The organism is Methylomonas stagni, from assembly GCF_050154735.1.
GTDB classification, from domain to species: Bacteria; Pseudomonadota; Gammaproteobacteria; order Methylococcales; family Methylomonadaceae; genus Methylomonas; species Methylomonas koyamae_A.
The window spans coordinates 323,110-335,167 of sequence record NZ_CP189557.1 but is presented as its reverse complement, the minus strand read 5'-3'; the positions used below and the strand labels follow the sequence as shown (position 1 = coordinate 335,167).

At 59.8% G+C, this 12,058-nt stretch carries 13 protein-coding genes; 11 read left to right on the top strand and 2 right to left on the bottom strand.

The window, feature by feature from the left end:
• Positions 1-21: 21 nt before the first annotated feature.
• Positions 22-1,104, bottom strand: coding sequence for an AmmeMemoRadiSam system radical SAM enzyme (gene amrS, locus ACP4CD_RS01615; RefSeq protein WP_426993137.1), 1,083 nt, complete (start codon positions 1,102-1,104; stop codon positions 22-24).
• 140 nt (positions 1,105-1,244) lie between these two features.
• Between amrS and amrB the strand changes: the two genes are divergently transcribed.
• The 11 genes from amrB (at position 1,245) to ACP4CD_RS01560 (ending at position 11,240) form a co-directional block, all read left to right on the top strand.
• Entirely contained in the window at positions 1,245-2,024 is a 780-nt protein-coding gene (amrB, locus tag ACP4CD_RS01610; RefSeq protein WP_426993135.1) for an AmmeMemoRadiSam system protein B, read from the top strand.
• Positions 2,011-2,568, top strand: a complete 558-nt coding sequence (gene amrA, locus ACP4CD_RS01605) for an AmmeMemoRadiSam system protein A (protein WP_426993133.1) — start codon at positions 2,011-2,013, stop codon at positions 2,566-2,568. The genes amrB and amrA overlap by 14 nt, the downstream gene beginning before the upstream one ends.
• 193 nt (positions 2,569-2,761) lie before the next feature.
• Complete coding sequence (gene zwf, locus ACP4CD_RS01600) at positions 2,762-4,228, top strand: glucose-6-phosphate dehydrogenase (RefSeq protein WP_281020786.1); 1,467 nt, start codon at positions 2,762-2,764, stop codon at positions 4,226-4,228.
• Between the two features lie 35 nt (positions 4,229-4,263).
• Positions 4,264-4,974: a 6-phosphogluconolactonase gene (gene pgl / locus ACP4CD_RS01595; protein ID WP_064024299.1), complete on the top strand. Its 711-nt coding sequence runs from the start codon at positions 4,264-4,266 to the stop codon at positions 4,972-4,974.
• A gap of 42 nt (positions 4,975-5,016) precedes the next feature.
• Complete coding sequence (locus ACP4CD_RS01590) at positions 5,017-5,379, top strand: class I SAM-dependent methyltransferase (protein WP_426993131.1); 363 nt, start codon at positions 5,017-5,019, stop codon at positions 5,377-5,379.
• Between the two features lie 23 nt (positions 5,380-5,402).
• On the top strand, positions 5,403-5,630 hold the full coding sequence (locus tag ACP4CD_RS01585) for a hypothetical protein (protein WP_426993129.1): 228 nt from the start codon (positions 5,403-5,405) through the stop codon (positions 5,628-5,630).
• Positions 5,631-5,787: 157 nt separating this feature from the next.
• A complete protein-coding gene (gene edd, locus ACP4CD_RS01580) occupies positions 5,788-7,608 on the top strand; it encodes a phosphogluconate dehydratase (RefSeq protein ID WP_426993127.1) in 1,821 nt (606 codons plus the stop codon).
• Between the two features lie 36 nt (positions 7,609-7,644).
• Positions 7,645-8,274, top strand: coding sequence for a bifunctional 4-hydroxy-2-oxoglutarate aldolase/2-dehydro-3-deoxy-phosphogluconate aldolase (locus ACP4CD_RS01575; protein WP_426993125.1), 630 nt, complete (start codon positions 7,645-7,647; stop codon positions 8,272-8,274).
• A gap of 37 nt (positions 8,275-8,311) precedes the next feature.
• On the top strand, positions 8,312-9,133 hold the full coding sequence (gene blaOXA, locus ACP4CD_RS01570; protein ID WP_426993123.1) for a class D beta-lactamase: 822 nt from the start codon (positions 8,312-8,314) through the stop codon (positions 9,131-9,133).
• Positions 9,130-10,095 (top strand): alcohol dehydrogenase catalytic domain-containing protein, encoded by a 966-nt coding sequence (locus ACP4CD_RS01565; RefSeq protein WP_426993122.1) that lies wholly within the window; start codon positions 9,130-9,132, stop codon positions 10,093-10,095. Before blaOXA ends, ACP4CD_RS01565 begins: the two co-directional genes overlap by 4 nt.
• A 71-nt stretch (positions 10,096-10,166) precedes the next feature.
• A complete protein-coding gene (locus tag ACP4CD_RS01560) occupies positions 10,167-11,240 on the top strand; it encodes an alkene reductase (protein ID WP_071157622.1) in 1,074 nt (357 codons plus the stop codon).
• Between the two features lie 7 nt (positions 11,241-11,247).
• Here the strand turns inward: ACP4CD_RS01560 and ACP4CD_RS01555 are convergent, their stop codons facing one another.
• Positions 11,248-12,051 (bottom strand): ATP-binding protein, encoded by an 804-nt coding sequence (locus ACP4CD_RS01555; protein WP_426994649.1) that lies wholly within the window; start codon positions 12,049-12,051, stop codon positions 11,248-11,250.
• Between the last annotated feature and the right edge of the window lie 7 nt (positions 12,052-12,058).

The window sequence follows — 12,058 nt, the reverse complement described above, 5'->3', positions numbered from 1 at the left end:
GCGCGCTTATCACCGGCCGATTTAAATGCTAACCCCGATCCGTTTCGCGCCCCAATCGCCGGGCGCCGCTTCGAACAAACCGGCGCAAGCAGTGCCGCAGAATCGGCAGCCTCCGGCTGCATTCAGATTCCAATCCGACAACACATACCAGTCCCGGCCTATCAGCATTTCGCCACACTGGTGGCAGTACGTGCTTTCGGCGGCCTTATCGTGCACGTTGCCGACATAGGCGTAACGAACGCCATTTTTGGTCGCGATCTGCCTGGCCCGTAACAAGGTAGATAACGGCGTACGCGGCTTGTCGGTCATTTTCCAATCGGGATGGAAGGCGGTGAAATGCATCGGCACCTCCGGCCCCAAATGTTCGAACACCCATTGGGTCATCGCCTCCAATTCGGCTTCGCTATCGTTTTCGTCGGGAATCAGCAAGGTCGTCAATTCCAGCCAAACCTGGGTTTCGTGCCGCAAATACAATAAGGTATCCAAGACTGCTTGCAAATGACCGCCGGTGACTTTGTGGTAGAACCTTTCGCTGAAGGCTTTCAGGTCAACATTAGCGGCATCCATGTATCGGTAAAACTCAACGCGCGGCTCCGGGCATACATAGCCCGCCGTTACCGCGACCGATTTCAGACCGAGGTCGCGGCAAGCTTGCGCGGTATCGATCGCGTACTCGTGGAAAATCACCGGGTCGTTATAGGTGTAAGCCACGCTCCGGCAGCCATGGGCCAAAGCGGCGTTGGCTATAGCCTCCGGCGCGGCGCGGCGCGTCAAGGTATCCATCTCACGGGATTTACTGATGTCCCAATTCTGACAAAACTTGCAAGCCAGATTGCACCCGGCGGTACCGAACGACAGTACCGGCGAGCCCGGCAAAAAGTGATTCAGCGGTTTTTTTTCGATGGGATCAACCGCGAAGCCGCTGGAGCGGCCGTAGCTGGTCATCACGATGCGGCTATCCAGATTTTGCCGCACAAAGCACAAGCCACGCTGGCTTTCATGCAATTTGCAAAAACGCGGGCACAGATCGCACTGGACGCGACCGTCGTCGAGCGCGTGCCAATAGTTGGTGGCGACGGTATCGCCGCCAAGGAATGTCGTCATCGCCGTTCTCCTTGAACCCCAATCGAAAACCACTGTCGGTAGCAGGCTATACTGAGTATCGCAAGCCTGAAACACGGCTCAATCCGCTTCGGCGCCTTGCCCCGTCTGATCGTATCAATAACAGTTACAAGGATCAGCCCATGAACAGAAAACCCGCGGTGGCCGGCCGCTTTTACCCGGCCGATCCCCTACAATTGCGCGACGCGGTGGACAACTATCTGCGCGCGGCCGTTCCAAGCGGCAATGTACCCAAGGCCATCATCGTCCCTCATGCCGGTTACATCTATTCCGCTCCGGTCGCCGCCACCGCTTACGCGCGCTTGGCACCCGCCGCCGAGCGGGTCCGCAGGGTCGTGTTGATCGGCCCGTCGCACCAAGTCGCTTTTCGCGGTTTGGCGGTCAGTCGCGCTCACGCCTATAGTACACCGCTGGGCGATGTCGAAGTCGATCGCGATGCGATAGCCCAATTACTGCAATTGCCGTTCGTGGAGTACGTCGAACAGGCCCATACCCTCGAACACAGCCTAGAAGTGCATCTACCCTTTTTGCAAGAAGTATTTCGCGACTTCAAGCTCGTTCCCATCGTCGCCGGCGAAGCGGAACCCGCCCAGGTCGCCAGCCTGCTGAAATTACTCTGGGGTGGCGACGAAACCTTGTTGGTGATCAGTTCCGACCTGAGCCATTACCACGATTACGCGACCGCGCAACGCCTAGACCGCGACACCAGCCGCCTGATCGAAGCACTACGCTACGAGGAAATCGTCGGCGACGCCGCTTGCGGCCGGGTCGGCGTCAACGGCTTGTTAAAACTCCTGCGCGACACGGGACGGTCGATCAAGACCATCGATTTGCGCAACTCCGGCGATACCGCCGGCGACAAAGCCAGAGTCGTGGGTTACGGTGCCTATGTTGTTGAATGACGTCGAACGCGGCTGCTTGCTGACCCTGGCGAGGGCATCCATTGCCCACGGCCTCGCGCATGGCCGGCCGTTGCCGGTCAATCTGGCGGATTATCCCGCCAAATTGACCGAGTCGGCGGCGACTTTCGTGACACTGGAACTGGCCGGTCAGCTGCGCGGTTGCATTGGCCGGCTGGAAGCCGCGCGGCCGTTGGCCGAGGATGTCGCCGAGAACGCCTATGCCGCCGCCTTCCGCGATTCGCGTTTTCCACCGGTCACCGCGGCGGAATCGGCGCGACTTAGCCTGCATATTTCGGTATTGAGTCCATCCGAACCGCTCTATTTCGCATCCGAAACGGACCTGCTCGGCCAACTTCGGCCCGGCATCGACGGTCTGATTCTAAGCGAAGGCGGCAGGCGCGGTACTTTTCTACCCTCGGTTTGGGAGGATCTGCCGGACCCAGCCGAATTTTTGCGACATCTAAAACGCAAAGCAGGCCTGCCGGCCGATTACTGGTCGAGCACGGTGAAAATCCAGCGCTATTCCACCGAAATGTTCGGCTGAAACGCCCCGGCCGACGCACCGATAAACCCAGAGAAATCGGCACCTCCAGCCGAAAGCCTTGTTTGGCGCCGGCCTGAGCCATTATAATGGGTGCATTTTCGCCACGATGCGCGGCCGGCTGATTCAGATCGACAAGCCGAGTCGAACGCTGGGTCGGTCGGCGGCCACATTCTCTTGGTTTTCGGTACCCTCAATGAAAAACAATTCCTATAAACCCTGCGACTTGGTGATCTACGGCGCGCTGGGCGATTTGTCGAAACGCAAATTGCTGATCTCGTTATACCGTCTAGAGAAATCCAATCTATTGGAACCCGACACCCGCATCATCGGCGTCGACAGACTGGAAGAAACCAGCGCCGGCTTCGTCGAAATTGCCCACAAAAGCCTGGTCGCTTTTTTGCATAACACGATCAACGAAGAAATCTGGCAGCGCTTTTCACAACGCCTGTCGTATCTGAAAATCGACCTGACCCAACCCGACCAATACCGCCAATTGAACAATGCGGTCGACGCCGAAAAGCGGGTGATGGTCAATTATTTCGCGGTCGCGCCGTTTCTGTTCAAGAACATCTGCCAGGGCCTGCATAGTTGCGGCGTGCTGACGCCCGAATCCCGGATGGTGATGGAAAAACCGATAGGCCACGATTTGAAATCTTCCAAGGAAATCAACGATGTCGTCGCCGATGTCTTCCACGAGGATCAGGTCTACCGCATCGACCATTACCTGGGCAAGGAGACCGTGCTCAACCTGCTGGCGTTGCGTTTCGCCAATTCGATCTTCACGACCAACTGGAATCACAACACGATAGACCACATTCAAATCACGGTCGGCGAAGACATCGGTATCGAAGGCCGCTGGGAATACTTCGACAAGACCGGTCAGCTCCGCGACATGCTGCAGAACCATTTACTGCAAATCCTGACCTTCGTGGCGATGGAGCCGCCGGCCGACTTGTCGGCGGAAAGCATACATATGGAAAAGATCAAGGTATTGAAATCGTTGCGGCCGATCACGGTCCGCAATGTCGAGGAAAAAACCGTGCGCGGCCAATACACGGCCGGCTTCATCAAAGGCTCGGCGGTACCGGGGTATCTCGAGGAAGACGGTGCCAACAAGGAAAGTACCACCGAAAGCTTCGTGGCGATTCGGGTCGACATCGATAACTGGCGTTGGGCCGGCGTGCCGTTTTACATGCGGACCGGCAAGCGCATGCCCAACAAACGCACCGAAATCGTAGTCAATTTCAAGCAGTTGCCGCACAACATCTTCAAGGACAGCTTCCGCGAACTACCGGCCAACAAGCTGGTCATCCACTTGCAGCCCAACGAAGGCGTGGACGTGGTGATGCTGAACAAAGTGCCCGGTATCGACGGCAACATCAAATTACAGCAAACCAAGCTGGACTTGAGCTTTTCGGAAACCTTCAAGAAGAACAGCATCTTCGGCGGTTACGAAAAGCTGATTCTGGAAGCCCTGCGCGGCAATCCGACGCTGTTTTTAAGCCGCGAGGAAATCGAACAGGCCTGGACCTGGGTCGACTCGATCCAGGACGCCTGGGCCCATAGCCATAGCGCTCCGAAATCCTATCCGGCAGGCAGTTGGGGGCCGATCGCTTCGGTCGCGCTGCTGGCCCGCGACGGCCGCGCCTGGGAAGAATAATTACACGCACCGCACCCATCGAGAGTTTTAAGATCATGGTTAGAGAATTCTTTTTTGAAAACCGCACCCACCTGCTGACCGCGCTGTCGGCCGAATGTCAGGACGTTCTGGCCGAGGGTATTAGCAAACACGGTCTGGCCACGTTGTTGGTTTCCGGCGGCACGACACCGGCGCCGCTTTACGAAGCCTTGTCCAAAGCCGACATGAACTGGAAAAAAATCCGGATCGGCCTCGTCGACGAGCGCTGGGTCGACGACCAACACGCCGCCAGCAATGAAGCGCTGATTCGCCGCAGCCTGTTAATCAATAACGCCAAAAACGTCGAGTTCGTCGGTATGAAAAACGCCGCCGCGACCGCCGCCGCCGGCCAAGCCGAAACCGAAACCCGTTATCGCGGCCTGCCCAATCCGTTCACGCTGGCGATCGTCGGCATGGGCGCGGACGGCCACACCGCCTCGCTGTTCCCTCATGCCGAAGGCCTGGCCGATGCGCTGCGCGAGGATAACGACCAACTGACGGCGGCGATCACCGCGACAGCCAGCGACATTACCGGTCCCAACACCGAGCGCATGACGCTGACCCGCAATGCCTTACTGAACACCGACCGCATCATTATCCTGTTTACCGGCGAGGACAAATTGGCGATCTTCGGCAAGGCACAACAGAACGGCCCGGTCGAAGACATGCCGATCCGGGCGCTGTTGCACCAAGATAAAGTGCCCGTGGAGTTGTATTGGGCGCCGTAACCTGAAAAACTGCAATCCGAGAAACCAGCCAAGGGGCGACCGGTGTATAGTAAAAATCTGAAAAGCGCTGCGTTTTTGATTTTGAAGGCCGTCATGACCAAGCCGATTGCCCGGTTCGCCCCCAGCTGGTGCCTTAAGCAAACCGCTCTAACCGGTCTAGGTAAAGACGAAGACTCCAGCGCCGATATCGCCGATTACTTTTTCACCTGGGTCGCCGACGACGGATTGTCGGGAAAAACCGCCCGCTACGATGTCATTATTTCGCGCGCGGTATTGGAACACGTCGATCAGCTGGACGCCACGTTTCTGGATATTCGGCAAGCGCTACGCGCCGACGGGGTTTCGCTACGCAAAGTCGACTTAAAAAGCCATGGGCTGGAGCCCTATCCGCCGTTTGATTTTTAAGTTGACCGACTGGGCTGTATCGGATGACGTATTCCCGTAAAGGCTTGCCGAATCGCCGGCGAGTGGATAAGTGCCGGCGAGCCACCGGTTTGGCTACCAAAAAACTGCGCCTGGTAGAGGCTCTGGATTTGGATTTGGATTTGGAAGCGGTCAACGCGATCAGACCCCACCTTGCCTCCGAATTTCGCGATTTAGAACCGAGCTTGCTCGGCTGGCAACGTTTTTGGATAGAACCGACCAACAGCGCTTGAACCGGAGGGCGTGGCCACCCGTCGTGCTGACTTCTGTTTAGACCCAGCCATTTCCGCTGCTCGCTCGGTACCAATTCCAAAGCGAAAGCAGTCGGGCTTCATATGCGGCTGACCTTGAGATTCCGTTAAACGTTTATTTTCCGACCAGGACACCACGATGCATCCCACACTCGAAAAAGTCACGCAAACCATCATCGAACGCAGTCGCGACAGCCGCGGCGCCTATTTGTCCCGTCTGGAAGCCGCCGTCGACCAAGGCCCACACCGCGCCAAACTGGCCTGCGGCAATCTGGCTCACGGCTTCGCGGCCTGCGCCGGCGGCGAAAAGGAAGACTTGGCCGGTTCGCAAAAACCCAATGTCGGCATCATTTCGGCGTACAACGACATGCTGTCCGCCCACGAACCCTATAAGGACTTTCCGGCATTGATCAAACAAGCCGTGCGCGATGCCGGCGGCGTCGCCCAATTCGCCGGCGGCGTGCCGGCCATGTGCGACGGCGTCACCCAAGGCCAACCCGGCATGGAGTTGTCGCTGTTCAGCCGGGACGTGATTGCAATGAGCACCGCGATCGGCCTCAGCCACAACATGTTCGACGCCGCCCTGTATCTCGGTGTATGCGACAAGATCGTCCCCGGCCTGTTGATCGGCGCGCTGAGTTTCGGTCATCTGCCGGCGGTATTCGTACCGGCCGGCCCAATGCCCAGCGGCCTCCCGAACAAGGAAAAGGTCCGCATTCGCCAACTCTATGCCGAAGGCAAGGTCGGCCGCAAGGAGTTGCTGGAATCCGAGTCGCAGTCCTACCACAGCCCCGGCACCTGCACCTTTTACGGCACCGCCAACAGCAATCAGATGATGGTCGAGATCATGGGCCTGCACTTGCCCGGCAGCTCCTTCATCAATCCTTACACGCCGCTACGCGACGAGTTGACCAAGGCCGCCGCCAAGCAAGTCTTGAAATTCACCGCGGCCGGCAACGACTTCAGACCGATAGGCCACGCCATCGATGAAAAGGCCATCGTCAACGCGCTGATCGGCCTGTTGGCCACCGGCGGATCGACCAATCACACGATACATTTGATCGCGATCGCCCGCGCCGCCGGCGTGATTATCAACTGGGACGACTTCGACAAGCTGTCGAAAATCATCCCGCTGCTAGCCAAGATCTATCCCAACGGCTCGGCCGACGTCAACCACTTCCAAGCGGCTGGCGGCATGGGCGTTTTGATCGCCGAACTGCTGTGCAACGGCCTGCTGCACGGCGACATCCTGACGATAGGCGACGAACGCGGCATGGCGCAATACAGCCGGGAACCGAAGCTGACCGAGGCCGGACTGCGCTGGGAAGCAGGGCCGGCGAGCTCGCAGGACGATGCGGTCATTTCCACGGTCGGCCAGCCCTTCCAACCGACCGGCGGCCTGAACGTGATGCACGGCAACCTCGGCCGCGGCGTCTCGAAGATCTCGGCGGTCGCCGAGCAACATCAAGTCGTCACGGCGCCGGCGGTGGTCTTCGACGACCAGGACGACGTGGTCGCGGCCTTCAAACGCGGCGAGTTGGAGAAAGACTGCATCGTGGTGTTGCGCTTCCAAGGACCGAAAGCCAACGGCATGCCTGAATTGCACAAACTGACGCCGCCGCTGGGCGTATTGCAGGACAAAGGCTTCAAAGTGGCCCTGATCACGGACGGCCGCATGTCCGGTGCCTCCGGAAAAGTGCCATCGGCGATTCACATGTGCCCGGAATGCCTGGACGGCGGTCCGCTGGCCAAGGTCCGCGACGGCGACGTCATCGTTTTGAACACGCAGACCGGCGAAGTCAACGTCCAGGTCGATCCGGCGGAATTCGAGGCCAGGGTCGCCGCCGCCAATTCGGCGAAGGGCCACCACTTCGGCATGGGCCGGGAATTGTTCGGCGGCTTCCGGGCCCACGCCTCGTCCGCCGAAACCGGCGCGACCAACTTGTTTTACGTCGATTAACACAATAACAACAAACCAACCTACAGGATTAAAACCATGACCGTAAGCATCCAAGAAGTCATGACCACCTCGCCGGTAATGCCGGTCATGGTCATCAACCATCTCAAAAGCGCCGTTCCGCTGGCAAAAGCGCTGGTCGACGGCGGACTGAAAGTACTGGAAATCACGTTGCGCACCCCGGTGGCGCTGGATGCGATTCGCCGCATCAAGGCCGAAGTCCCCGGCGCGATCGTCGGCGCCGGCACCATCATCAATGTGCAAACCCTGCACGCCGCGATCGAAGCCGGTGCCGAATTCATCGTCAGCCCCGGCGTCACCGAAACCTTGTTGGACGCCGCGTTGGAAACCAGCGTGCCGCTGCTGCCCGGCATCATCACGCCGAGCGAAGTGATGCGCTTGTTGGACCGAGGCATTACCGCGATGAAATTCTTTCCGGCCGAAGCCGCCGGCGGCATTCCGATGTTGAAATCGATCGGCGGTCCGCTGCCGCAAGTCACGTTCTGCCCAACCGGTGGGGTCAATCCGAAAAACGCCCCGGAATATTTGGCCTTGAGCAATGTCGCCTGCGTCGGCGGCTCATGGATGGCGCCGGCCGATCTGGTCGATGCCGGCGACTGGGCGGAAATCACTCGCCGCGCCGCCGTTGCGGCCCAATTGAAAAACTAAGACATTTTCTCCGCCAGGGACGGCGACAAGACGGCGCTTGGCGGCGCCAACGGTATTTTTCCCCAAATTGTCCATCGTGTTGAAAACCGCCCTGCTTTGTCTACTCGCCGTTTGGCCGTCGCTCAGCCGCGCCGACGATCCCAGCTTGGCGGCTTTATTCGCGGAACGCCAGCTGACCGGTACCCTGATCATCGCCACCGCGGACGGCAGCCAACGCTACGTCCACAACGACGCCCGCGCCGGCCAACGCTACGCAAGTGCATCGACGTTCAAGATCCTCAATACCCTGATCGCCCTGGAAGAAGGCGCCATCGACAGCAACGAAGTGCTGAAATGGGACGGCGTCGCGCGGTCGTTGCCGGACTGGAACCGCGACCACACCCTGGCCAGCGCGTTCAAGACCTCCTGCGTCTGGTGCTATCAGGTTATTGCGCGTCGGATCGGCGGACAGGCCTACCGCGACTATCTGGACGACATCGGTTACGGCCGTTTGGCGTCCGGCTTTAGTCCCACCGAATTCTGGTTGAACGGCGATCTGCAAATCAGCGCGGCGGAACAAATCGAATTCCTGAAGAAATTGCAAAGCCGCGCACTACCGTTCGCCGACGAGCACTTTGAAACCTTGCGGAACATCATGCTGGTGGAACGCACGCCGACCTACGCATTGCGCGCCAAAACCGGCTGGGCGGCGCGCGGCCAGCCACAAATCGGTTGGTATGTCGGCAGCCTCGAAACCGCTGCGGCGACTTGGTTGTTTGCGTTGAATATCGACCTACGCTCCGAACAAGACCTGCCGTTGCGAGCCCAACTGCTCCGCGCCGCGTTGCGAGCCAAGGGTATCGCCGATTTGCCGCCATGACGATGCAAGCCTTGCTGCTGGACCGGGAGTTGAGTTACCGGACCGACCGACCGATCCCAAAACCGGAAGCCGGCGAAGCATTGATTGAAATGCGCCTGGCAGGCATCTGCGCGACCGACCTGGAATTAGCCCACGGTTACGCCGGTTTTACCGGCATTCTAGGCCACGAATTCGTCGGACAAGTGGTCGAGGTCGCCGATGCGAACGACCGCCATTGGCTGGGCAGTCGGGTGGTCGGCTCGATTAACATCGGCTGCCGCCAATGTCCGACCTGTCTGACGACGGGACCTTCGCATTGTCCGACCCGACGGGTGCTGGGCATCCGCGCTAAAGACGGCGCCTTCGCGGATTTCTTCACGTTGCCGGTCGCGAATTTATTCCGACTGCCGGACCATGTCGCCGACGAAGCGGCTGTGTTCGCCGAGCCGCTGGCCGCGGCCTTGCGGGTCGTCGAGCAATTGCAAGACCTGCCGCGCGGCGAGGTCGGCGTACTCGGACCGGGCCGGCTCGGCCTGCTGATCGGCCGAGTATTGGCACTGGCCGGCCATCGCGTCACGATGCTCGGCCGTAACGAAACCTCGCTAACGCAGCCCAGGCGCTGGGGCTTGCAGGCCGGATTGGCCGCCGAGTTTCCAGAGAGCGGTTTTTCCTGCGTCGTCGATGCCAGCGGTACCGCCAGCGGCTTCGCGGCAGCCTTGCGCCTATTGCGCGCGCAAGGCTGTTTAGTCCTTAAATCCACCTTCGTCGCCGATCACCCCATCGATCTCAGCCCGCTGGTCGTCAAGGAAATCCGTTTGCTGGGATCGCGATGCGGCCGTTTCGAGCCCGCCCTGGACAGACTAAGCGCCGGCGACATCGCCGTCGAGACGTTGATAGACGGCGTTTTTCCGCTCAGTGCCGGCACGGCGGCGTTCGCCACGGCGGCTCGACCGGGGGTACGGAAGATTCTCCTGAAACGTTAATCGGTCGACGGTAAACACCGGCAACTCCGCTAGACTTACCGACTTTTTCAGGACAACCTCGAGGTTGAACGATGACCGAGACCTTATTTTCGCCGCTGGCCTTGGGCGAGTTGGCGTTGCCCAACCGTATCGTGATGGCACCGCTGACGCGCTGCCGGGCCGACGCGGATAACGCGCCGCATCAACTGCACGCGCTGTATTACGCCCAACGCGCCAGTGCCGGACTCATCGTCAGCGAAGCCAGTCAAATCGTTCCCGAAGGTCAGGGTTATCCGGCCACGCCGGGTATTCATAGTTCGGAACAAATTCGAGGTTGGCGGCAAGTGACCGCCTGCGTCCACGCCGCCGGCGGCCGGATGTTTCTACAGCTTTGGCACGTCGGCCGGGTCTCCCATCCCTGTTATCAACCGGACGGTAAACTGCCGGTCGCGCCGTCGGCCCTCGCACCGTCCGGCATGGTCGGTACGCCAAGCGGCCCGCAACCGTTTGTTATTCCGCGCGCGCTGGAAATCGGCGAGTTGCCCGCTATCGCCGCCGCTTACGCTCAAGCCACCCGCAATGCGATGCAGGCCGGTTTCGATGGGGTTGAAATTCACGCCGCCAACGGTTATTTGCTCGATCAATTTCTGCGCGACGCTAGCAACCAACGCCAGGACGGCTACGGCGGCAGCGTCGATAATCGGATGCGTCTTTTGAACGAAGTCGTCGATGCCGTAACCGCCGTGGTCGGTAAAGACAAAGTCGGCGTGCGCATTTCCCCGGAAAACAGTTTTAACGACATGCGCGACAGCGATCCGCAATTTTTGTTCGACGCCGTTGCCGCCGAGCTGGCCGGCAGAATTGGCTATCTGCATGTCGTCGAAGGCGAAGACCGACTCAATCGCTCGTCGAACTTCGACTACTCGGCGCTGAGGCGTCTGTTTGGCGGCGTGTACGTTGCCGCTTGCCACTACACCGCCACCCGAGCGGCCAGCGCGGTCGCGGACGGCCGCGCCGATCTGGTCGCCTTCGGCCGCGCCTACATCGCCAACCCCGATCTGGTGACCCGCCTACAACTAGGTCTGGCGCTGAACGCGCCGGATTCCGAGCATTTTTACGGCGGCGATTGGCGCGGTTACACCGACTATCCGCTCGCCAGCCGATGATTGCGCGCTAGTCGCGTTGCCGCATCGCCGCCGACGGCAAGGCTCGGCTGACCGCGTCGTACAATACGTCGGCGACGATGGGCTTTTGCAAAAGCGGGAATCCCGCGACACGTACCGGCGCCAAGGCCTCGAGCCCAGTCTCGCCGGTCACCACCAAAACCGGAAACTCGCCGTGACGGCCGCGTAAACGCCAAACCAGCGCCAAGCCTTGCTCGCCTTCGGCCAAGCGTAAATCCACAATCAATAAATCCGGCCGGCCAACATCGGAAAACAACGCGTCGGCCACGCGCGCCGATGCCGCCGTTTCGACTCGGCAACCCCAGCCTTGCAGCAAAATGCGCATCGCTTCCAAAATGTCCGCCTCGTCGTCCACCACGTAAATCCGTTTGCCGCTTACTCCTGATACATCGGCGTCCACGTTGACCGGCCTTGGTTCATTGCCGGTCGCCAAGGTCCGAAAGCGCAGGGTGACCCGGGTGCCGACACCCGACTCGGAAGCCAGGGCCATGTCGGCACCGATCAATTCGCACAAACGCTGGACGATCGTCAAACCCAAGCCGACACCGTGTTGCTGATCGCGGCCGGGATTGTCCAATTGGTAAAATTCCTCGAAAACCCGGGTCAATTCGCCGGGCGGAATGCCGCGTCCGGTATCGGCGATCTCCAACACCGCCCACTCGTCTCGCCGCGCGGTCGACACCACCACTTCGCCCTGCTCGGTGTATTTGATGGCGTTATCGAGCAAATTGCGGACGATGCGGGCAATCGCCACCGGATCGTCGAACAACCTGACCTGTCCCAGACACCGCACCAAGCGC